Consider the following 24,875-nt stretch of genomic DNA (forward strand, 5'->3'; position numbering starts at 1 on the left):
AGACGGTGGTGTTCGGTGGGGATTTGCCGCGGGCGGATTTTTCCAGGATGCGGTGGATGGCTGCGCAGTTGCGGGAGTGGGCGGCGGCGACGGATGGTCATGCGGAGGATGCGGGAAGTCTGCTGGCGCAGCAGGATTCGGTGGGTGTGCTCGGTGATCGGGTGCGGGAGATGTTGGGTTCGCATCGTAGTGGTGCGGTGCGGTTGCGTGATGAGGCGTTGGTGTTGGCCGATCAGGCGGATGGGGCGGCCAATGAGGCGGAGAAGACGCTGTGTGTGATGTTCGCGTTCGGTATTCAGTTGGTGGGGCAGATCGCGAAGGCGTTGGTGGCTGCGTCGGCTGCTGGTCCGGCGGGGCAGGTGGCGGCGGCTCCGGTGGTCGAGTCGATGTTGGTGAAGGGCCGTGTGGAGGTGGAGGTGATGCGGGCGGGTCTGAAGCAGGCTTTCGCGCGGGGTGCGGCGGATACGGTGGTGAAGCTGACGGGGATGGGGCCGTTGCGGTTGGTTGGGGTGGTGGGGAGGTCGGCTGTGGTGCCGGTGGTGGTCGATGGTGGTGTGCAGGGTTTGCAGGTGGTGGAGGGTAATCGTGAGTTGAGTGTGGTTGGGGTTGGTGGTGAGAATCCGCGGGGTATTGATGTGAGGTCTGTGGTGGCGGGGGGTGTGGCGGGTGCGGGGGGTGCGGTGGGTGGTGTGGTGGCGGGGCGGTTGGTGCCGAGGTTGTTGCCGCGGGTGCAGACCAGTCGGGTGTTGATGGGGTTGGTGCAGGGGACCGCGGGTGCGGTGTCGGGTCTGGGTGCGGCGGCGATGATCACGGGGTGGCCCGAACACTTCGATCAGGTACTGGCGGAACTGCTCAACGGTGGATTCGGTGGGATGGCGGCTGCCCACGCTGGCCCTCATGCTCGGCCCGATGCGGTCGCGGCGCCGGAGATCGATGGTGGCGGTCCGTTCATCCGGCCGGACCAGGCTCGCGGCGGTGGTGTCGAGACCACCGCGGCGGATCCCGTGGCACGGGAGCGTGCGGGGAGTCCGGTCGACTCGGACGCGTCGGTGCCCATGGCCGCGGATGTGCCGCTGAACTCGGTGGATCACGCGTCGGCGGACATCCTCCACCCGGGTGCGGCCGTGACCGCCCCGCAGGCTGCCCGGTCGCAGCTCATCTCGGACACCCCGCGGCTGGTGGAGCAGGAGATTCGGGGGGTTCCGGCTGATACTCGTTCGGCCGGGGCCGCGGTCTCTCCGAAGGCGGATACGCCTGCGACGAGGCTGGCTGCCGAGCTGGCAGAGCGGGTGACTGTTGATGATCAGCGGGTGCTGGAGGCTCGTAGGGAGCTGGATCGGGCGTTGGCGGGGCTGGCGGCGAGCCGGTCCGAGTCCGAGTCGGGTTTCGGTGGGCGTGACGTGGAGGCCGCGCGGGCGGCGTATGACGCGGCGGTGAGTGAGGCGGTCGAGGAACGGGTCGAGGCGCGCAGGGTCGAGGAGGAGGCGGCGATCGCGGCGGCCGACGCGGAGCGTCGCAGGGTCGAGTCCGAGACCGGTGAGCGTATGCGAGCGGGTCGTGACGCGGTGGCGGCGGCGCGCACGGAGTGGGTGGCCGGTCGCGACGCCTGTGAGGCCGCGGTCGCCGTGTACGAGACGAGCGTCCGTGGTCATGTGGGTGAGAGCATCCGGTCGGTGCAGGAGAAGGTCGATGCGGCGGGGGCCGCACTGCGACGGCACGAACAGGAGTATCGGCGCTACCGCGGCGGGTCGGAGCCGGAGGTCGCGCACGTCGCCCGGCTCGAGCGGGACATCGAGCGGGCCAAGACGCAGGTGCGGGCAGCGATGGTGGAGCGGGAGGCCCTGCTGCGAACCTTGCCGGGCGATCACGGCGCCCGGTTGAAAGCGGCCGAGACCGAACGTAACGAAGTGGTTTCGCGGTGGGGGAGAAGAACTTTCCGGTCCGAGGTGGTCGCGCGGGAGCGTTATTGGCGGCAGGCGCTGGCCGAGCACGAGGAGGTGGCGAAGGCCAAGCTCGAGACGGCGGAGGGGGAGTTGCGGCGGCGTACGGAGGCTTATCGGACGGCGCGGCGGGACTTCCTGGCCGACGGGGTGCGGGCGATCGACGAGCGGTTCCGGGTGGCGTCGGAGGCGGGTAAGGCGGATATCGCGGCGTATGAGGCGGGGGTGGCCGACCGCGGCGAGGCGTTCCGTGCCGCGTCGGACAAACGCCTGCGGGCCATGAAGGACACCGATGCGCTGGCCACCGACTACTACGAGGAGATGGTGTCGGCGGGAGACCCGTCCGACCCGGTGGCGGTTCCCGTATCGCCGCACGCGCTGCTGGACCGAATCGTGGCGGGGACCCGCGCGGAGCGTTACCTCGCCATGCGCAAATGGGCCGAACTCACCACCGGCAAGGACATGCGCGTGACGCAGCGGATCGCGTGGGGGCTCGAGCTGGCCAACATGAAGACCGGTGAGGGCAAGACGTTGCTGACCACCGTGAAAACGATCGACGACGCCCTCCAGCACGGCGTCGCTTATGTGTGGACCAGCAGCGATTCGCTGGTCTTGGAAACGATCGGCGCGGTGGAGCAGGTCACGAGGTCCGAGCACGGCGCGCTGCCAGTGGATACCTACCGGCTGGCCGACATGACCGGCGACGGAGACTTCCCGGAGCCGACGCCCGGGCGAGGCCGGATGTTCGTCGGCACACCGGAGAATGCCGAGTTCCTGGTGCTGCGTCGGGGCAAGGCATTCCTCGATCGCCTTCGCGCGGCGGGTGCGTCGGACGAGGAGGTCACCGCGCTGCGCGCGGAACTGTTCCCGCGACACAAACAGGGGCGGCCGCCGCTGGACGAGATCAAGGCGGCTCTCGACGGTGCGGCCGAGCGACACGGTCTGGGCGCGCGGTTCGAGCCGCTGCCCGGCGGGCGCGGCGACAAGGTTCACACCCTCGACGAGATGGACACGGTGGTCGACGGCCGTGAGGCCGTGCTGTCGCCCGGCGCCGGCCGCGACGAGGACCCCGAGGTGGTCGCGCGGCTGGAGGAGGTCTGGCAGCGGTTCAAGGCGGCGCAGCGACTGCCCGACGGGTTGACCGCGCGGGACTTCGGCAGGCCCGAGGGCACCCGCGGATTCTGGCAGGCGACGCTGACCCCGGAGGCGATCGCCAAGCTCGACCGGGTGCCGGGGGAACCGCTGACCGCGGCCGACGCCGAGATGTACACCAGCGCCGCGCTGGCCGAGTGGGCGCGGGTGCGCAACAGCGACTACATCGAAGGCCGTGGCGACAGCCCCGACGGCCCGGGAAAGGTGTTGCTGCTGGCGTCGGATACCAACGACCAGCTGCAGGCGAACCGGGAAGAGGGCACCGAGACGCGGACCCAAGGGCTGGTCGGCCAGTTCATGGACCTCAAGGAGGGGCTGCCGGTCAAGGCCAACCTGCCGGAGGAGGCCATGTACATCTCGGTGGACCAGCTCATCGGCAGCAGCTACCTGGGGCGGCCGACGGGCTACTCCGGCACGCTCAAGATCGTCGAAGCCGAACTCTACGAGCGCTACGGCATCGCGGGCGTCCCGGAGAATCCGCCCTACTACGCATCGCAGCTGGAACGCCACTACTCGCTCAATTTCGATACCCGCCACGGCAAGCTCGCGGCGATGGCACGCGATGTGGTGGGCGAACTGCGACTGGCGCCGATCATCGACAACGGCGTGATCGTCGGGGTCCAACAGCACGGCCGCCCCCAGCTCAGCGAGCACATGGACAACCGGAACATCCGAGGCGACGACGTCCGCGACGACGCCGGGAACCGGCTACGCCTGACCGGATGGCACGACAAACTCGATCACGAGAAGGGCCTTGTCGACTGGGTCGACCAGCTCGCCCACGAACATGTGCACGCCGTGGCCCGGGCGCATCCGATGCTCGACGCCTTCGAACGCGCCGGTGCCCCCGCCGACGAGGTAGCGGCGCTGCGGCAGCGGATCGCGCAAGCGCCACCGGCCGACGTGGTCAGGGCCATGCTCGATCGAGCGGCCGCCCACTACGGGCTCGACGTCCGATTCGATTCGGTGCACGCCCTGACCGTCGCCGACGGTGTCGGGCTCCGGTACCTGGTCCTCGACGCCCACACCGCCGACGAGCACGGCACCGGCGAGGCGGCCAAACGGTGGGCCAACGATCAGATCAAGAACGAGTGGGGGGCGCCGGGCACCCTCGCGTTCGTCAACAAGGAGTTCCTGCGCGGCACCGACTGGGAGCCGACACCGGAATCCATCGACCTGGGCGGGACCCTGGCCCGCATGGACGGCGGGCCCTCGCGCGGGGAGCGGGCGTTCGAGCAGGGAGTCGGCCGTGCCTCCCGCGGCGGCACGACCACCGACCGCGAGAACGGAGGCACTCCGGGCACGTTCACGCAGTATCTCTCGCCGGAGGACTACCACGGCACGGCCGAGAACCACCACGTCACCGAACAGGTCGTCATGTTCACCGACGCCGTCGCGGCACGGCGCGAGGCCGCCACCGCACACGCGGCGGAGGACACCTCGGACAGCCGCGCCGAACTGGACCGCGCCGACCACGCCGTCGAGCAAGCCGAACACGTCCTGCGGACACAGACAGCACCCGCGCAACTGCGCGCGGTCGAACAACACCTCCTGTCCTCCGGTCGCGCCCACCTCCCCAACACACCCGCCCCGATCACGTCCGCGACGTCCGCGTCCGAACCGATCCACACACCCGTAGCGGCACCCGAGCACCACAACGGCGCCGACGCGGACACCTCGAGACCAGAGCATCCCGCACAGCGATACGCCCGGCTGGCGCAGTGGCTGGGAATCCCCGCCGCCGTCGCGGCCGCCCTCGGCGACCAGGACGACGAGCACGACGAGGATTCGCTGAACCGGCTACAGACAGGTCTCCCCGCTGCCGTCGTGGAGGCGTTGAACCAGCAGCTCGACCATCCAGCGCCCGCGACGGTAGTCCACGACACGAGCCTGTCCGACGAACAAGCGCTGGACCAGCTGACGCACCGGCGTCAACGCTTGACCGCCGAGCTCGAGCTGACGGACGACCAGGTCGCGGGGGCGGAGGGGATACGACGGGTCGGTGACGAAGTAGACGAGGCCCGCGACGAACTCGCGAACGCGCTGGGCATTCAACCCGAGGCCGTGGACGCCGCCACCGCCCGTGAGGTCGTGACCGGCGCTGCCGTGCGACTGCTGGAGCCCGTCACCGCGACCGAGTCGCTTGCCCCGCCTGTGATCGCGGCGGCGTCGAGATACCTGGCCCTCACCCACCTGCTCGACCTTGTCATGGGCATCCATCAGCGCAACCCGAACGGCTGCGTCAACAACGCCGTGACGATGATGCGAGTGCTCCACCCGAAAAGACAAGACGCCTATCACATGCCGGACGACACACCGTTGGCGGGCCATGATGCGGCGAAGATCGAATGGGCTTCCGGCGGTGGCTCTTTCCGGGGATTCCACGACTTGGACAAGGCAGCCGAGTCGCTGGCAGCGCGACCCGGAGGTATCAGCTGGGTCGTCCACCGGTGGATGGACCAGCCCGAACTGCCGGAGCAGGGCAGCGAAGGCACGATCCGCAGCCATCTGGTGTTGCTGCACAACCGAAGTGACCGGATCGACGAGCCGAAACTGGTCGTCCTGGACATCAATGCCGGTACCAAACGCAGGGTGATCACGCCGGCCGACCTCGCGAGCCGGAGCGCACTGCTGAAGAAGGCCGTCCCGTTTCGCGAGTGGAAGGACAAGCAGGACAAGCAGATCGAGCGACTCGGCACGAAGGGCCGCCGAATCTTCGCCATCGAGTTCGACAAGGAGGGCGCGCTTGTCCCTCCCGATTCCGCACCCCGGGGCCCCGCTGCTGCCGCACAGCCGAGTGCCACAGTGATCCCTTTCCCCTCGCGCCCTGCACCGGCATCATCACGACCGACGCGGCGGTACGAGTTCGCGAAAGCAGGCCACCGCCCGCCAGACGACGATCCACCGCCCGGCAGCGCCGGCGCCGAGAGACGTCCCGACTCGATCCCGCCGGCGCAGCAGCTCGATGACATGCACCGGGCCGACCTCGGGTCGCCGGGTGAGCGGGGGATCGATCTGTTGGGGTCGGTGGTGACCGTGGCCGACACCCGGGCGGCCGGGATGCCGCACTCGCCGACCGTGTATGTGCTGAATAACCAACTCCCCCAAGTAGATTCGAAAGACGCCGCCCAGGTGGGACAGGCGGTGATCGCATTCGGCAACCCGGATACCGCATCCGAGTTGTGGTTCGTGGAATGCCCGACGGCGAGCGCGTGGCACGAGCTGACCGAGATCACCCGTTCCGTCGCCGATTTCGTTGCCGCCGTGCATGTTCCGAACCGTGCCACCGCCGTGGTCGCCCGGCTCGGATTCGACGCGGCGGGCAACGAGAAGACGGTCGCGGACCGCGACCGGGCTGGCAGCGACCTGGCGCGGCGCCTGCAGGCGACATCCGGCGATGCGACCGTCCACCTCGTCGGCCTGGGCGATGGCGGCGATGTGGTGCGTGTCGCGGCGCGACAGTCGGCGCGGGCGGTCGACTCGGTGTACGGCAACGCCTCCGGCGAAATCGTCTGGAACGACGCCGTTGTTCGCCGCGGTCGGGCCAGCGCGGCAGATGACACCGAACAGTTCACCACGCTGGACGGCTTGCTGCGCCGCGACGACGAACTGCGGCTACGGCTGCGCGATATCGGCCCGAGACTGGAGGACACCCTCACCACGCTCGACGAGTTGCTCGCGGCGCACGACGTGACATCGGACGATATCGACACCGCTCTGCCGAGGCTGCGGGCCGAGCACGCGGCGCTCGTGGCATCGCACCCGGGATTTCTGGAATCGTATCCGGATCCGATCGCGCCGGACCTCGATGCCGACGCGATGCGCTTCATCGAACTGGACCCGATCGTCCAGGCCGACGACGAATGCACAAGCCTGGCTTCGGAACTCACCTCGCTGCGAGCCGAAGCCGAGGACATCCGCGATCGGATCGCGCGAGCCACCGACCTCCCCGACAGTTCGGCCGTCCCGCTGCTGGGCGATCTGCTCGATGTGGAGATCGCCGACGCCGATGAACTTGCACTGACAGCCGCGCTGCGGGGCTTGGAGGGAAAATACGGGCCTTACTACGTACGGCGAACACGTGCGATGTACGCCATCGGGCGGCTTCGGGAGGGTGAACCAGAAGCGGTCCAATGGATAACGATGGACGCTGACATCGTTGCGCCGGACCAGCGCGTGGTCGGCTTCATCAGTCGCCGGTTCTACCGGGACGCGGACCACAAGATCGTGGCATACAACGAGAAATTGGAGCTGAAAGAGGGCTTTCGCGGCAAGGGGTTCGCCACTGCTTACACGGCGGCGATGGAGAGCTATTTTCGCCGGTCCGGTGTCGATCGTATTGGCGTACATACAAAAAAGGACGGGGGTTTGGTATGGGCGCGAGCGGGCTTCGGCTGGGACCCCGAGGAGGAGAAGCTCGAGGATACCGTCGAGAACATCGCGGATGCGATCACCATCCTTCGCACCAAGGTTTCGGACAACGATGCGGCGCTGTTGAGCCGGTACCTCGCACGTTTCGAGGGCCCGCTCCGACCGGTCGAGGAGTACCCGACACCGCTCGAACTCGCGAGCTTGACCGGAGACGATCCGGACCTCGGGGCGACACTGATGAGACGGTCCAGTTGGTACGGCATGAAGAAGCTGGGCGACCGATCGGACGGACCCGAAGGGGCCATCGGTAGCCGTCCACCGGACGACGGTCCCGAACGGCAAGGCGGCGGCCGGGAACGGGTGCTGCGGGTGATTCCGGCACGGGAGGAGTTCGCGGCGGCGATTCTCGCGCCCGCCACCTCCGATTCAGCGGGGCAGATCGAACAGGGTGGCAATCCCGAATTCGACTGGCTGACAGCCGAGTTGGGGGCTCTGGCAACGTACTTCTCACGGACCGGCGCGACAGAACTGCAGCGCGTCCCCGACGCGCTGGTGGGTGATCTGCTGCCGTTGTGGCATCGGCTCGGTGAACTCGCCGCCGAGTTCACGGAACGGGGCTTCGGGATCTGGTACGAGCGGACCATGCGCCACCTGGCCGAGTGGATTGTCGAGGACGCGGCGGTCCTGCGGTACCGGAATTCCTATGGGGCACAGGACAATGTCGATGCCACCGGAAACCCCGTCGGCATGATGAACGCGGTCGACCTGACCGGGACCATGCGCTACATCGTCCAGACGGCCGAGGGTACGCCGCGCGGTGGTGTGATGTTCGTGGACGCGTGGAACGCGGTGGGCGATATCGTCCACGGCATCGAGGATTCGTGGGTCCGGGCCAATCGCGGCCTCACCGACAATCTCGAGTCCTTCAACGCCGGTATCCGGCAGCGGTTGTCGCCAGACGATGCGGCGCGTGCCACGTTCACCGGCAAGATGGCATCCCGGAGGGGGTTCACCGAGGTTGTCTTCAGTGGTCCGCAGGACGAATCCGGAGATCGCGGTGCGGTCCTGGTGACCTTCGTCCGGCCGAGCCGGTTGTGGGAGACGCGCTGCCGGACGCTCGGGCGCGAGGTGGGGATCCGTTTCCCGGAGGTGCTGGGCCGGGCGGAGTGGTCCTCCGAGATCGCCCGGTTGCGCGACGAGGCCGCCGAGATCGACTCTCGGAGCGCGAAAGTCGAGCAACTGGCCGAATGGGTGGCCGAATGGTGGGCCGAACAGGACGGGCGTGATCATGCCGCCGTTGCCGCGGTCGCCGCGGACGTGGTGCGGCGCCACCCCGGCGCCCGGCAGATAACACCGAACACGGTCCTGCTGCCCGGGCCCACGGTGGTAGCGATCGCCGAACCAGGTCGGCACGACGACGTCCTGACCGACATGCTCCTGCACAACCTGGAGCTCCGCAGCGAACTGCGAGCCACCGGCTACGACGTCCTGCGGCTGAAACCCATTGCAGACCAAGATGACTCGGGAAATGTCACCGTACGGTCGGAGGACTCGGGATCTTACCACGTCGGTATCGACGCCGGGCCTGCCCGATCCGAATGGGTCCCTGCGGCGCAGATTCCGCGCACCGCCGTATCGTTGATTCGGGCACTGTCGAAGGAGGGGCTGGCGAGAGTGCTCGCGGAGCCGGCGCGGGCGCGGGCGACCATCGCCGAGATCGGCCGCCGGTTCGCGGATTCGACCCTGTCGTCGAAGGTCGACGGGGACGAGCGGCGGTTGACGGAGTGGTTCCCACCGGATCAGCTTGCGTACCTGCGGTATTCGCTGGAGCGGTCGATCGCGTCGGGATGCCTGCAGTACAAACTCACCGAGATGGCGTTGCAGCAGATGATGAGCCGCCCCGAGCAAGTGACGGCGGCTCTGCGGGCGACGTACGCGCAGGTGGAACCGGGTTACAAGGCGTCTTGGCTGGACGACGACTACGTGATGCACGGCCAGGACGGATATCCCCGTGCGGGCGGCCGACACAGTTTCATGCAGGCTGCCGTGGAACATCTGACAGCGGTCTGGGATCAGATGGACGGGCCGGTGTGGCGCGACCTCGCGGCGATCAAGTCCGAACGCTCTCGGGATCGGGCGCGCACCCTCGACGCGATCCCGGCGCATCGGCGTGCCGAGTTCGGTCTGCCGGCCTATTCGGTCGACGAGTCCGCGGTACCGGGCGACCCGACAGTGCTCAGTGCCGCGACCAATATGGGCAGCGTGCAGACCGTGCTGCGCGGGTATCTGGAGAGCCTCGCCGAGCACGCGGACGTGATCGAGGGCTGGTCGTGGGCGAGCATCCAGCACGGCGTCCTCGAATTCGCGAGCCGCCTGAGCGTCATGGCCGGTGTCACGTTCGCCACGCTGGGTGATTTCACCGAGCCCCGCGACCCACCGCGCTTCGCCATCGAATTCGACACCGCCAACCGCACCGTCACCTCGGTGGTGATCACCGGAACATCGAGACAATCCCGTGCCCGCGACCGCGGTGGAGTGTGCCCAGGATTCGTCCCGTTCGACTCCGCCGGAGAAGCCCAGGCGCCCACCGAACAACTCCGCCGGTCATTGGGGGAGTTCGACCTCGTACCGCGTCGCTACAGCTCGGGCGCGAATACCGCCATCATGATCGGCGGGTTCCTGCTGCCCCTGCTCGGCCGCGACTTCCCGCAACTTCGGCTCACCGAGCCCACACTCAGCATGCGCACCGGACTCGAGAGTCGGCTTGCCCTCGATACACCCGAGGTAATCGGCGCGGAGGACCAACTCGGAGAAAAGATTTCGGCCGATCCGACGCGAGCGGCGACACCCAGTGCCGACAGCGACCGTCCGTCTGGACCTGTCGGCAGCCGCCCACCGGAATACGATTCCGAGCTTCCGGTGGATCACGGATTCACCGAGGAACAGGAGCGGCTTGCCGACTCGGCGCTACGGGCGAACGGCTTCGCGGACGCCGGTGAGCTGCGGCTGCCCGAGGCGCCCGACATGCTGTCTCGCACCGGGGAATTGACTGTCGAGCGGGCGCGCTGGTGGCAGGAGCTGGCCGACGGGTCCTCGCCGGAGCGACGGTTGCGCCCGGTACCGGAATTGTCCGTCAGGTCGTCGCCGGAGCGTCGGCTGAGTATGGTGCAGAAGGCCTTGATTCGGCGGTATCCGCACCAGGTCGGTAATGCCGAGGGTCTGCCGGTGTGGGTACGGGATCTGGCCAACCGGCTGTCGATCACCAGGGATCTGGAAGCCTTCATCGCCCGTCGTCCGCACGGACGCGGGTTCCGGTGGCTGCGTACCGTTTTGAGCGAGGCCGAAAGACAACAGTTCGGAAATCTGATCCGCACTCGAAACCACTTGGCGCACATGGAAAACGAGGCGCGCAAGTTGCCGGACAATCCTCCGGTACAAGTACTGTCCTACGAGGCCGCGGCCTACGGAGGCAAGGGCCGGGTCGCGGTCGTGCTCGGCGACGGGGACACGGCGACGTCGGTGTCCTGGCATGTACCCGGCACGACAACGACTCTGCGGTCGCTCGCCGTCCAGTTCGAGGGCGCGCGCAATCATTACGAGGAAACCCGCCGGGCCGACCCGAACCTCAGTGCGGCGGCGGTCGTCTGGATCGGTTACGACGCGCCGACCGGACCGATGAAGATCGGCTTCGTGAAAGCCGCATCGCCGAACCGGGCACGGATCGGACATGAGATCTTCGTACGGGATCTGTTGGCTTTCAACGCAACTCGATCCTTCAACGACACGACGAACCTGCCGCGCAACCATCTGCGTCCCCACAGCTACGGGTGCGTGGTCGTATGTCTCGCGCTGGCTACCGGTCTGCTGGCCGACGAGGTCGCGTCCGTTGTGCTGCTCGGATCGCCGGGTATGCCGCGCGACACGGTGGCGAAGTCCGGAATCCCCGCCGAGAACTTCTATGCCGCGAGTTCGTGGCGGGATCCGGTCACCCTGTGGGGTGGTGATCAGGCGGATTCGATGAGCCGCTACGTGGATTGGCTCGCCAGGATCCTGGGTTTGGGGCACGGCATCGATCCCGCCGGTGTGCTTCAGCGGATCGCCGCCGAGCCTACGGAGGCGTTCGACAGCGGAGTGAAGGTGCACCTGGGCTACCTCGCCAAAACTGCCGAGGACCGGCCCACGGAGTGTCTGGCTCAGTGTGCCCGGATCGCCGCCGACCAGATCCACACCATCGTGCTGGTCGAAAATCGCCGACCCACGCCGGAACCGTCGCTGGTCGGCCGCCGCGTCGGCGCGCGGCCGTACGATCCCGAATCGAACCGCTACGACGACGGCATCAGCGACACCAGAGCGCCCGGCGCCCGGTCTGTGGGACGCGGTGAGCCGGACCGGGAATGGCTCGACCGGATCGTCCGGATGGGGCCCGGCGAACTGTCCCGGCAATGGAACGCATTGCGGAACAACAGCTTCCGCGCCACTCGAGTACCCGGCGTCGCGCAACCGCACGCGATAACCGTGGCGCGCCACCCGATCCGAGGACCCGCTCGCCTGTATCGGCCCGCGGTGGGCAGGCAGCGGCCCGAGCCTGACGGCGCGGGCGACTCCACCACTCCGGACGTGCCCCGCATCCCGGCGCCGATCAACTGCGCACCGCTTGTCGTCGGGTATCTGGTTGAAGAGAACGGCAGCGCGGCAGTGGAGCGGAGGCTGGCCACGCTGGGCCTCAGCCCCGAGGCCGCACTCGGGGGAACCGTCACCGGGCGGTTGGAAGCTGTTCTGGGGACGGACCAATGGCAACCTTTCGATACCCGGCAGGACTTGGCGGGTCGGCTGCTCGCCCTGGGGCCCGGCGCCGGCGCCTATGTCGTCACGGGCGACGCGCGCACCGGCCTGGGGCATGCGCAATTGTGGTTCCACGATCGCGCGGAACCGGGTGTCGTCAAATGGCGCGATCCATTGGTTCGCTACGGCGCGAGGCACCGGCTCGAGACCGGCGGCCCACCGGGCGGCCGCGATAGATTCGCCATCGTCTACAACTCGCAGGGACAGGTGGACACCGCGATCGCCCCGGGGCCGCGGCCGGAGGCTGCCGATGCTCATGAAACGGCGAAACAGGCCCGGTTCCTTGTTTCGGGACACGATAACGGAGGAGCGACTCTCGACCGGTCGCCACACCTGCTGAAGCTCGCACGCACGCACGCCGACGAGATTATTCGCCGGAACACAATGTACGGGCGACGTCCGCAGAGCGTGGCCTCGGCCGTGTACGACAAGGTGAGTGGCGGGGTGTTCTTCGGGAAGAACAATACCTACCACATCGGAAACCCGCCGATCGGAAAGATCAGAGTGGGCCCGCCGAAACCCCTGCACCCGTTGCTCGCCGAACGAATGCCTGCCGAGAGCTTGGAGGAATGGCCAGCCGGGAACTGCGCAGAGACGCACGCGATGAACGAAGCGCTCTGGTTCGCGTCACTGTCGGGCCGAACTCCCGCCCTGAGCGACTTCGTGTACTGCACCGTGCGCACCGCGAACAAAGAGGTCTATCCGTCGTGCCGGAACTGCCAGGTGCTCCTGGACGGAGCGACGGAAATCCTCCGTCCGAAGTCGCAGGACGGAATATTTCTAGGCACCGCCGCGAGTGATCCGCTGCGAGTAGCCCCCGTCCCTCCCGGACCGCTTCCCTTCGAGTTGGTTGCCGGACGAAGGGAAGACGGCCCGTCGCTCGCGCGGCACGAACGCCCGTCGAGCCGCGCTGTCGCGCCCGATCGTGCTCGGTTGGCCGAATTGCTTGGCCGCGCCGAAACTCTCGACGCCGATGAGTTGTCGATGGTGGTCCGACATGCGTTGTTCGCCCATCGCGACGTCGTGCTCGATCGTCTGCGTGAGTTCGATGGGCGGGAGCGCAGGTGCCTGGAGTTGCGATTGGAGATGGGCGTCAGCGTAGGTAAGGCCGCATTGCTCATGAGTGTGCCTTCCCATGTACTGGAAGGCTTGGAAAAGCGGGCTCTGATACGCCTTTCGCTGATGGTGGCCGGTGACCTGGAGCGCCCCGCTCGATTGCGGAAGTTGTTGGCGCGAGTCGATTCTTTGAATGCCGACGAGGCCTCGACGCTGGCTCGTGATGCTCTGCTCCTCCATCGCAAAGCGGTGCTGAATTGCTTGCGTGAGTTCGATGGACGAGAGCGCAGGTGCCTGGAGTTGCGGTTGGAAATGGGCGTCAGTGTGCCCAGGGCCGCATCGATGATAGGGATTTCATCCGATAGCCTCATGGCGTTGGAGCAGGTGGTGATACGCCGACTGACCGGTCTGTTGGCGATCGAGCTCGAACAATATTTCGGAAATGCAATTCCGGATCCGGCCGACCCGGCCTTCGAGACCATCGGTGACTGGATCATAGCGGTTCGCGAACGCCGAGGTCTATCGAGGCGGGATCTTGCGGACCGCATGAATTGCAGCACCAGTCTGATCGGTGATGTGGAGAGAAATTTCCGCGTGACCCCCAATTTTCTCCGGCGGTTCGGTGTGGCCCTGGCTGTTCCCGGCCAGGTACTCCGTGCGGCGGTGAACATTTTCAAGCCGGAACTCGCTCACTATTTCGGTGATGAAATTCCCGATCCGGCGGATCCGGTCTACAAATCGATCGCACAGTGGCTGAGAGCCGTTCGCCAGTACCGAGGGCTCACTGTTCGGGAACTCGCCCACCGAATGAGCCGGCATTTCAACGGAGTGGTCGCGGCGGAGAACGGTGGCGTCGTCACCGATTCTTACCTGCAAGCGTTCGGCGACGCGCTCGATATTCCCGATAGCACGATGCGATCGGCGGTCGAAACTCTGCGGACACCACCCAGCGGCCCACTTCCGGACCCGGCCGACCCGGTGTATCGAACGATCGGTGAGTGGCTCGTGGCTGTCCGGCAATACCGTGGACTCACGCAACGAAAGCTTGCGGAGATCATCGGCCGCCACCCGAGCACATTAGGGTCTGCGGAACTCGGGCGCACCAACTCCCTCGGCCTCCTGCGCCGATGGAGGCATGGGCTGGGCGTGCCTGCCGAAACTCTTCGTGTGGCGATTTGCCGCTTCCGGGGCATCGAAAATACACCCGTACGCGCGGAGGACGAAGAATTCTGGGAACTGATCGCCACCGAGCCGGGGTCGCCCGAAGAGAAGGTCAAGAGGGACGAGATCGCTCAAAATTATCTATATATAGCGCACGCCGCCGCCCGGCGCTGGCGAACGCCCTATGAAGAAACGGCTGACCTGGAACAGCGGTTCCGGGACGAGATTCTTCGCGCGATCGTAAATCATGTGCCAATGGGATTTCCGTTCAGCACTCACGCATGGGCCCGCTGTAAGGGCGCACTGCTGCGGCTGTACTTCGACGCGAAATTTCCCAATCTCGACAAGCGGACGCGAGAACGGGTAGTGCGGGTATACAGCTACCGGAACAGGAAGGTTCAGGAAACCGGGACCGAGCCCGATGACACAGAAATATCGCACGCGCTCGGTATGACATCGGCCGAAGTCGCCGCTGCAAACAAGGTGATCGACGCGAAGGCCGGTACCTCCGTCCATCTGGAGTACGACCTTCCCGACTCGGGCCCTGCCGTGGCCGATGAGGTCGTCGGGAAGCTCAGCATCTGGGAAGCCATCGCGGATCTGCCCGAATCCAGCACCGCGGCAGCGCTTGTCCACCAGTGTCACCTCGAGGGTCTGACAGTGCCGGAGGCCGCTGCTCGGCTGGGTATCGAGTCCGGTCATGCCCGACAACTTCTGACTCGAGCGACGGAGAAGATCCGGGTTGCGTTCGCCGGGGTCGATGAGCATCGCCCCGCCGCCCCGCCTTCTCCCGATCAGTGGGCCCGGGCGGTTCTGGAGGTGCATCGGGGCAGGACTGGTAGGTCGGATATCCGGGCGCCGAGGCACGTGGGCGCGGCGAGTTTGCCGGTGATGTATTATGCGGCTCTTCTGCATGGTCAGGAGGACCCGCGGGCCTTGAGGCCGGATGAGCGACCGCAGCGGTTCTCCGCTGATCGGGAACATTCGAAACATCCGCAGCATCAGGTGACAGACGCCCTGATGGGGTTGCTCGCGCAGCTGGATCCGGCGGAGCGCGACGGGGTTTCGGTTGTGGTGCTCGGGGAGACACCCGGTCTTGTCTACCGCCTCGAGTACGGATGCGACGAGCGCGGCGACGACGGCTTCGTTGCTCTGCAGGATCCGGGGCGGAATCGTTTCGACGAATGGGACGAGTCGGCGGTGGTTCCGGGCGTGACATCGGTCTGGGCAATGGCGTTCGACCGGTTCGGTAATGGCTTGCGGTTGTCCGGGCCCGGTGCGATCGATGAGCAGCGGGATGACGGAGTACAGCGACCGATCGGGCCGATCGGTGCGCGTCCTCCGGACCGCTCGGATTCACCGCCGCGCCTGGACTCGCCGGAGCCGGTGTGGCACAGCGGATTTCGCTGGCGGGTGATGGTCGGACCGGACGCCTACTCGGCGGACCCCGATGCTCTCGCCGGTGCCGTCGCTGCCGGGCTGCCCGAGTCGGCCGCCGCGGCGACGTCCCGGGACATCCTCGAAGCGATTCAGCGTGTCGCCGACAGTATTCGAACCCGTGTCGGGGACGACGCGGTGTTCACCGTGGACACATCCCGGGCCCCCGACAATCGGCGGCGGTTGCTCGTCCGACTGGATTTCACGGGAACCGATCCCGATGCCGAGACGACGGCGGAGGACGTGCGGCGAACCCTGTCCGAGATGGACTGCCGCATCGATGTCGACACCGCCGCACCCTCCTCGGACGGGCAGGTCCGGTACAGCCTCCGGCTCGATTTCACCCGGCAGCGGATCCTGGTGTTCTGCAATAGGTGGGGGCTGGGCGGAACCGGGATGGCGGCTTTGAATATGGTGCTGTGTCGGAGTTTGGCGGAGGTCGGGCACGAGGTGATCGTCCGGACGGCTGAGGTGGGCCCCAGTCCGCCGATACCCGGCCTGACGGTGATCGGTCCTCGCGTGACCGACCGGTTTGCGCGAATGCGTGAGCAGATGCTGTCCGACTGGGCCGAACTGCCGGATTCGGTGGACGTGGCAATCGTGCACAATGCGACCGACGGCCTCGCTACTGCGCTGGCGGCCGAGAAGAAGTACCCCGGCGCGAAGCTCGCCCGGATCCTTCATCTGACCCCCATGTTGTGGAACACCCTCGGCGACACCCCGGCACGCGGCCGCGCCATGGTCGCGGCCGATGTGTTTCTCGCACGGCGAATGGACCTGGTGGCCGGTCTGGGACCGGTGCTGGCTATGGAGGCGCTGTCGTCGGCGGCGATGGCAGGACGCGGCCTGATCCATGAACTGCAGCCGGGGCTGGAAGTGGCCGAACAGCCGCCGGTCCCCCCGCCCGGCGAACCCGCGCGGATCCTGGTGTTCGGTCGTGTGGACGACCCGCTGAAGGGGGTTGTGGAACTGGCCCGCGCGGTACGGCAACTGCGCGATCGCGGTCGTGACGTCCAACTGATCGTGCGGGGCTACCCGCGGCGCGGCCTCGACGCGGCCCGGGCCGAACTGGCCGAACTGATCGGGGATCCGAATTCGGTCATGGTGGCGCCGCGTACCGCGAACCGGGAGACCTTGCGGGCGGATATCCGCTCGGCGACGGTCGTGGTGATGCCCTCGCGCGCCGAGGCGTTCGGCCTCGTCGCGCTCGAGGCCATCGAGCAGGGCGTACCGGTCTTGGTGCCATCGTCCAGCGGCGCGGGCCGATTCCTCTCCGACCTCGCCGGGTATCGCGACGAGGCCACACGGTTCAACCTGGTCGAACAGCCGCTCGGAGCGAAGCCCTCGGTCGGAACCTGGGCGGCGGGGCTCGACTCCGTCCTCCACGATGTGCCCGGCGCCTGGGCCGCGGCCCGGCGGTTGCAGGAACTGGCGGAGCCGTACACCCGCGAACGTAGCGCGAGGATGTTCATGCATGCCCTGCGGAACGCCGAACCGGCTCCTGCGCGGGTGATCCGACCGTCGCGCGTCGTGGTGACGCTCGAGGGCGGAGAGGTGGTGGCGCGCGGTGCGGAGACCGATTACGAACGGATACTCGCCGTCGCCGACGCGATGGAAAGCGACGCATCGGTACGTCGAGCCGTCATGGACGGCGCGGGCGTCGAACTCGCGCCATCCCGGGATCCGCTGCCGCTGTCTGCTCGGCTAGCGGCGGTGCACGACGACGAGTGGTTGTTCGAGCGATCGGCGGTCGATCAGCGCGGCACCATCCTGCGAGCGTTCGTCGCCACGGTCTCGGCGCGGGGATTCCGCGCAACCACGGTTGCGGACATCTGCCACCGGGCGGGCATGCCTCGCACCGCCTTCGACGAACACTTCGCGAGCATCGAGGACGCCTTTGTCGCCGCCCGTTCCGAGGCCCTGGCCAGTCTGAGGCGACTGGTCGTCAACGAGGTGCGCACCGTGTCCGAGTCGGGTGGCGCCGCTCGTATCGACGTGGCCGTGCGCGCCCTTCTCGGTGCGCTCGCCGCTCGCCCGGCCACGTCGCGACTACTGCTGATCGAAGGCTTTGCCCTCGATTCGACACAGCGTGCCGCCCATCACACGGACGTGGCGGAGGCGATCGGCGCGATGTTGCCGAACATGCTCGGCATGCCGATGACTGTGGCGCGCCGAGCGATCGTGGCAGCGATACACGGGATGCTCATCGACTCGGCGGTGTCGGAGGGCGTCGAGGGCCTCCCGGCGCTCCATCGGCCCCTCGCCGCGCTCCTGCGGGACGGCGTGGCAACAGCGGTCGAGGTCGCGGCCACGGCGGGACGGCGATATGCCGCGATGGCTCTCGAGGCGCCCCCGGATCGTGCTCGAGCGCCGCGCTCCGAACGGGTAGACGGCATCGAGGCGGCCATCGAACGCCTGCGGGCCGCGTGCGCCGTGGCCCTGCAGGTCAGTGAGAACGACCACGATGATGGGCGGCCGCGGTTGGAGATCGCCATCCACGCGTATCTCAATGCCCTGGCGTTGTATCCGGACGAGGCGCGGGCTTTGCACCTGCACCTGCCCGCACTCGGCTCGCGGCCGCTGCACGACCGGCACAGGTCGATGCTCGTGGCGCATCTCACCCGTGCGCTCGGTCCGATCGACGCCGAGACCGGCAGTCTGCTCGCCTCCGCGGTCACCGGCGCCGTTACCTACCGGCTCACCGCGGGACCCCCCGTCGGGATCAGATCCGCCCCATCGCCGCGGCAGGAGCCGGCACGCATCGCGAGCCTGCCCACGTTCACACCGACCGTGACCGCGTTGGCTCGGGAGCTTATCGCCGGAACGTCCGAGCCGGATCGCCCGAGCGGCCCCATCGGTAGTCGTCCGCCGGACGATCCTTCCGACCAGACGCCCGCGACGGGCTTTCAGCGCGCGCTCGACAGGGTGCGCGCGACAACCGATCCGGGCGCGGCGGCTGCGGAAATGGCCAGGATCAGAGACCGGAGGGCCTTGTCGCCTCGTGCGCCGCGTGCCGCGGATGGCTTCTTTCGTGAGATCGCCGACTGGGCATTGCTGGAGCAGCGACTGGCGGCCGAGCCTCCGGGGACGGCCTATGCCGTGGTGCACTGGCCCTCCGATATCGAGGCGTCGCCGATGGACCCTTCGCGTTCGGCCGGAACGGCGGTATTGTCCCGCGGGCAAGGCCCGAAAGAACTCGTGTTCTACAACACCGCCGATGATGTCGACAGTGCGTATACCTACGGTCGGCGCCCGGCGGATACTGCCATTCCGCCCAGGGGGAATCGCCTTGCCGTCGTCAAATATGACCCCTCGGGCGAAATAGTTCCCCTGTCCGGCCCGGCGGTCTTCCCGCCGCTATCGGCAGCCGATAGCGGCGGCACGGCTGCGGACGCCGTGCCGCCGTCGCCGAGAAAATCAACGCCCTGGTCACAGCACACTCGGCCGGACAGGCGAGTCGAAGCTGCTCGGGTGGACCGTGGTTCGTCATCGACGCCCACGCCGCAACTGTACACACCGGAACGAAATATCCTGATTCCTAGGGTGCCGGACGGACTGCGCGCCGAAGATCTGCTGAAGTTCGCCCTTGCGAGTAGCCGCGCCAAGAATGGCGTGCCGGATACGGAAGCCGCCTTGACGGTCCTGCGCAGCAATCCTGAATTTCTGCGCGAATACCTCGGCAAGATACTCTTGGACAACGATATCCTGGTGAGGATATCGAATAGATCCTATATCCATGACAACGGATTCTTCAAGATTGTGATCGAAGGACTCGAAGGATTGGGAAGTCTGCGGCTGCACGGCTACCACGAAAAGCAACATGTGGCCGAGAATCCGCACTCGCATATGTGGAGATTCGCCTCCGAGGCGTTGGTGGGGGATCTCGAGGAAATAAGGTACAGGCAGTTTCCCGGATCGCCCGCCGGCCTGCGTGAAGGGCCCTACGTCAGAAGGATATTCCGGGGTGGTCCCGGCGCGGGCGACCCCGATGAGGCGGGCGTGCGATTGGTGCCGTTCGAGACGGTTGTCCATAAACCTGGAAAGCTTTTCATGCGGTGGCCTACCGATATTCACTCGGTGCGCCCCCGCACGCCCAAGGTTCTCACTCTTTTTCTCAAGAGTCCGGATCTGGTCACCGCTACGCAAGTATTCACACCCGAAAACAAGAATACCGCGCTGAGTCGGATCGAGAGTGTCCCACTCGGTCCGAAAGATGTAGAAGATCTCATTGAAGAGCTTCGTGCATTGATAGCGCCTCGAAACCCTTGATCTACTACCATTTTCGCGCTGAACTTCGCGGCAAGTCCGCATCCTCGTTCCTGCGGAAACGATAGCGAGAGGGTATGGAGTATACCTACGGCTGGGTGGCCGGATCGGTAATAGATAGGTAATCGGGACCGACATACCGAATGATTTTCTCGACAGCGCTGACAGTCCCGGGTCGGGCGGTGTAATTTTCCCGGTGTTCGGGCGCACTCGGTCGCCCGAGAATGCATCGCAAACAGATGAGGGTCTCGCGATGGATATCGAGGAAACTGGCATTGCCGTTAACAGGTCACGTGCCACCGCGGTCGACGACATACCCGTCCGCTCGGTGGTGGTGATCGGGACCGGACTGATCGGTACATCGGTCGCGCTGTCGCTGCGCAGACAGGGTGTGGACACCTACCTCCACGACACCGATCCGGCCGCGGTGGCCGCGGCCGCGGCGCGGGGAGCCGGAGTCCCGGGGCTGCCGCCCGCGGCCGTGGACCTCACGGTGATAGCGGTCCCGCCGGACAAGGTAGCGGCAGTCTTGGCCGAATATCAGACGAGGGGACTCTCGCGCCTGTACACCGACGTCGCCAGCGTCAAGTCGGCTCCGTTGGCCGAGGCCGAACGGCTCCGCTGCGACCTCGCCACGTACGTGGGCGGTCACCCGATGGCCGGTGGCGAGCGTTCGGGTCCGGTGGCGGCATCGGCCGAGCTGTTCGATGGCCGGGTCTGGGTGCTCACCCCGGTCGCCGGAACCCGGGCCGATGTGCTGCGTTCGATCCAGGACCTCGTCGTCCTGGCTGGTGGCCGCCCGGTGCTGATGGCGCCTGCCGATCATGACCGCGCGGTCGCTCGCACATCACATGTCCCGCATCTGGTTTCGGCGCTGCTCGCCGCTCGGCTCGCCGGGGCCGACACGTCCGTCCTCCGACTGTGCGGCGCCGGTATCCGCGACGCGACTCGAATTGCCGCCGGTGACGCCGACCTGTGGACCGCGATAATGCGCGCGAATGCTGTCGAGGTATCGAAGGTACTGTCCGAGGTGGCCGCTGATGTGCTGTCCGCGGGGGCGGCTCTGTCCGGGAGTCCCGCAGCTCTGAGTGCTCTGCTCAGACGCGGAAATGCCGGGCGTGCAGCGCTTTTCGATCCGATACCGCCATCGTCGGCGGTGCTGCCGCCCGATGGTGCGGCGGTCGTTCGATGACTGTCGGCAGTGGACACGCTGTACCCGCGTTCGGTAGTCGCCTGGCCGGTCAGCGACCCGACACCGCTCTGCTCTCCTCGGCGGTCGGGCCGTGTCTGTTCGGCACGGCGTTTCTCATGATCGCTCAGTTGCCCGATACGGCGGTGTGGAACGCGGCCTACCGCGTCCTGCCCGCGGGGTTGCTGCTGTTCATGCTTCGCCCGGCATTGCCCACAGGTGTCTGGTGGGCGCGGTCGCTGTTGCTGGGTACGTTGAATTTCGGCGGGTTCTTCGCGCTGCAGGCCGTGGCCGCCCATCGGTTGCCCGGCGCGGTCGTGGCCACCATCGCCGCCGCGCAGTGCCTGGTCGTCCCGCTGGTGCTGGTGGTGCTCGGGCAGCGCGTGAGCGCGCGGGACTTCTGGGCGCCGCCGATCGGGTTGGCGGGAGTGGCGCTGCTCGTCTTCGAGGGCGAGACGGCGCTGGATGCCGTCGGCGTGGCGGCCTCGGCCGCCCTGGCGGTGCTCTCGGCGTGCGGGATGGTGCTGACCCGTCGGTGGGCGGTGCCGACAGGAGTCCACCCGCTCAGCGCGATCGCGTGGCAGATGATCGCGGGTGGTCTGGTTCTGCTGCCGGTAGCCGTGCTCACCGACGGCGCGCCGCCGATGCTGACCACAGGACAGCTGAGCGCCACCGTCTGGCTCTCCGCGGCGGCGACGGCGACCGCCTTCGCGTTGTTCTTCGGCGGACTGCTGCGCGGCGTCGAGGCGACGACGGCGTCGCGGCTGATGCTGCTCGGTCCGGTCGTCGCGACCGCCCTCGGGTGGGCATTCGCCCACGAGCACCTCCGGCTCGCACAGCTGATCGGGATCATGCTCGTGCTCACCGCCCAGTTCGCCGGTCTCGCTCGTCCGAGCGAGTCCGTACGACCCGCCGAGCCAGCTCGGGAAGGGGCACGACGATGAGCCAGCTTCTCCAGATCGCCGGGGCGCTACTGCTTCTCAGCGGATTCATCGCCGCGCAGCGAGGCCTGACCGACGACTCGTCGGTGGGCTACCTCGCCGCCAACGCGGCGGGGTCGTCGCTGCTGGCCGCACTCGCGGTCCACGGCCACGACTGGGGGTTCCTGCTCTTGGAGGGCACGTGGGCGGCCGTCTCGATCCTCTCGCTGTGCACCGTGCGACCGGCGCGGCGCGGGGGCTCCGATACTCCGCCGTCGCACGGCGAATCAGGGCTCCGGATCGGCGAGCTCCCACCGCGCCGTGCCGTCACTGTGCGGGGAGACGAATTGAGCCGCCCCGACCGGCTGATTCACCTGTTCCGGGATTCCTACGCGGGTTCCCAAGGCCGCCAGTGGCTGCAGCCCTACGTCTTGTGGTGGATGCTGACGTTCCTGCGCGACAACGGTGTTCGCGTGGATCTCGGGATGCTGACCGCGCCGGACCTGGCCGAGCGCGCGGCCGTGATGGCGCTTCCACCCGGCCACCAGCAGGTGGCGCCGGCGGGGCACGTGGAGCTGAATTTCCAACTGTGGTGGTCGATTCTGGGCGATATCGCCCGGGTGGTGTACGACCCGCGACGACCCTCGGCCCGCCGTGACGTGGTGCTGCCGACCGCGACCGAGCTCGAGCAGCGGGCGAACCATCTCGGGCTGCGGCCCTGGATGTCGAGCTCGACGTTCGAGGAGCTGGCCGGTATCGCGCGGGCGCTGGCGATTGTCGCGGAGCACGAGCGGCGACCCGCGGTCGTCGACGCCGACGAGATCATGCTCCGAGTCCTGCTGCCCGGGCTCCTCGTTGCCGAGATGCATTGGCTGCACACACCGCGGGGGCGACCGAACCACGGCCACCATCCGCCCGCCGACGTGGTGCTGCTGCGCCGCTGCGCGCAAGCGCGCGTTCGATGGACCGACGGCCGTTATCTCGACGCGCTGGACCAGCTCTACCTGCGTGCCGGTGACCTACTCGACCACCTCACGAACACGCCTGAGCACCAACAGGACTCCGCCACCCGGACCATCGCGTACCTGTACCGGGAGTTGCTCCGCGCGGAGAGCCCAACCGGAAAGACGGCGATCCGTAACGGTCGGCCCGCAGGCGTCGGGGCTGTGGCGTCCTAACGTCGTCGCAGGCGTCTGGGAGGTATGCCGGACAGCTCCCGTTCCGCGCAGCGTTCGACCAGCAGCGGGGCGAAATCCCTGACCGCGGAGTTGGAGAACTGTTCGCGGAACTGCTCGACGGTCGCCGCGACGGTGGCCGAGGGGACCTCCGGATGGTTGGCGGCGAGTCGCTCGATGATGGCGTCGATCTGCACAGCCGCGTCATTCTGCATGGCGATCCTTATCTGGCTGATGGGGTGGCCGCGCCGACGTCGCGGTGCCGCCTGCTCTCGCTCGCAACAATATACCGTCAACCAGTGGCTCAATGTATGACGTTACGTTATCTGCGGGCCTACGAGATGCTCGGGTCCACGGATCATGGTCGCGCGCATACCGATGTGGTGGGTGTACCTATACGGCGAGTCTGGTGCTAGCGGCGCACCACCAGCGGTGATGCCGTGGAAGCGAAGCGAGAAACCGGAATTGGGCAGATGTACGATCCGAGCGGCCACGATGCTGTCGAGGGCCCGCAACAGCACTCGAACCCGTGCCATATTCACGTTCGGTTCGAGAATCCACTCGTCGAGCTCGACTACCAGGACGAGCGTGGCATAGCCGTGCGATTCGCCGCGGCCGCGGCACAGTTCGGCGCGGCGGTAACCATCGACGCCGCCACCGGCCGCAACTTCCCCCCGCTGCCGTGCCGCAGTCTGTGGGCGTGATCGACGGGCTGCGGGGTGCCCGTCGATCACGGGGGAGGCGCGCTCACCTCCCGGGGCGGGTGCCCCGTAGGAAATGCGGTGGGAGCTTACTGCGGAACCATTCCGGCAGGTTCTCGTCGCTGCGGGGGAATCGTTCCAACTCCAATGCATACTGGTCAGCGGCGAGCGGGGCCGGGAAACCGGGCTTCGAGTCCCGGTCGAATTCCGCGTGAAAGGTCGCGGGCGGGTCTATCACCAGGCTGAGTGTGAACCATGTGCCGAGTCTTTCCATATACATTCCCCTGCGCAGCCGGGCGAGTGGCTTGGAGACCTCCTTCGGAATGCCCACCTGCTGGATCGAGCCGTCGGCCAGCTTGGCTGCCAGGGCCGGGCTCGCATGTCGCCCGATGACCCTGAAGTCGAAAACCAGCCGCTGCCAGCCCGTCGGCGCCACCGTGAGGAGTGTCGTCGTGATTTCTCCGAGTAGCTCGTTCTGCTCGATCGGTGTCAGCGTCAAGTGGTTTCCCCTCCGGGGCATGGTACATATCTCGAGGCGATTGTCACCAGACATGTGCCCCGAGGCATCGGTAACCGATGGGTATGCGACACAGTGGCCCAACCTTTTCGGAGTCGCACGTGTCTGTACTGGTGTGCGACACGGGGACTGTTCTGGCGCACCGCTG

The 24,875-nt window shown here is 67.2% G+C and carries 7 protein-coding genes; 5 read left to right on the forward strand and 2 right to left on the reverse strand.

Annotation, left to right across the window (positions count from 1 at the left end):
• Positions 1-56 precede the first annotated feature (56 nt).
• From ACYVLQ_RS02650 to ACYVLQ_RS02665, 4 genes are all read left to right on the forward strand, one after another.
• The gene (locus ACYVLQ_RS02650; protein WP_460695744.1) at positions 57-20,228 is read left to right on the forward strand and encodes an alpha/beta hydrolase; all 20,172 of its coding nucleotides are present in this window, start codon (positions 57-59) and stop codon (positions 20,226-20,228) included.
• Positions 20,229-20,478: 250 nt separating this feature from the next.
• Complete coding sequence (locus ACYVLQ_RS02655) at positions 20,479-21,417, forward strand: prephenate dehydrogenase (RefSeq protein WP_460695745.1); 939 nt, start codon at positions 20,479-20,481, stop codon at positions 21,415-21,417.
• Positions 21,418-21,533: 116 nt separating this feature from the next.
• Positions 21,534-22,358: an EamA family transporter gene (locus ACYVLQ_RS02660; protein WP_460695746.1), complete on the forward strand. Its 825-nt coding sequence runs from the start codon at positions 21,534-21,536 to the stop codon at positions 22,356-22,358.
• Entirely contained in the window at positions 22,355-23,512 is a 1,158-nt protein-coding gene (locus tag ACYVLQ_RS02665) for a hypothetical protein (protein WP_460695747.1), read from the forward strand. Before ACYVLQ_RS02660 ends, ACYVLQ_RS02665 begins: the two co-directional genes overlap by 4 nt.
• Here ACYVLQ_RS02665 and ACYVLQ_RS02670 read toward each other — a convergent pair.
• Entirely contained in the window at positions 23,509-23,724 is a 216-nt protein-coding gene (locus ACYVLQ_RS02670) for a three-helix bundle dimerization domain-containing protein (protein ID WP_460695748.1), read from the reverse strand. The two genes, ACYVLQ_RS02665 and ACYVLQ_RS02670, sit on opposite strands and share 4 nt — an antisense overlap.
• Positions 23,725-23,982: 258 nt before the next feature.
• On the opposite strand from ACYVLQ_RS02670, the gene ACYVLQ_RS02675 reads away from it, so the two are divergent.
• Positions 23,983-24,213 carry a hypothetical protein gene (locus ACYVLQ_RS02675; protein WP_460695749.1) on the forward strand — a complete coding sequence of 77 codons (231 nt, stop codon included), beginning with the start codon at positions 23,983-23,985 and terminating at the stop codon, positions 24,211-24,213.
• Positions 24,214-24,256: 43 nt separating this feature from the next.
• On the opposite strand, the gene ACYVLQ_RS02680 is transcribed toward ACYVLQ_RS02675, so the two are convergent.
• Positions 24,257-24,709 carry a hypothetical protein gene (locus tag ACYVLQ_RS02680; protein WP_460695750.1) on the reverse strand — a complete coding sequence of 151 codons (453 nt, stop codon included), beginning with the start codon at positions 24,707-24,709 and terminating at the stop codon, positions 24,257-24,259.
• Positions 24,710-24,875 lie beyond the last annotated feature (166 nt).

The sequence above is a fragment of the Nocardia thraciensis genome (assembly GCF_054782435.1).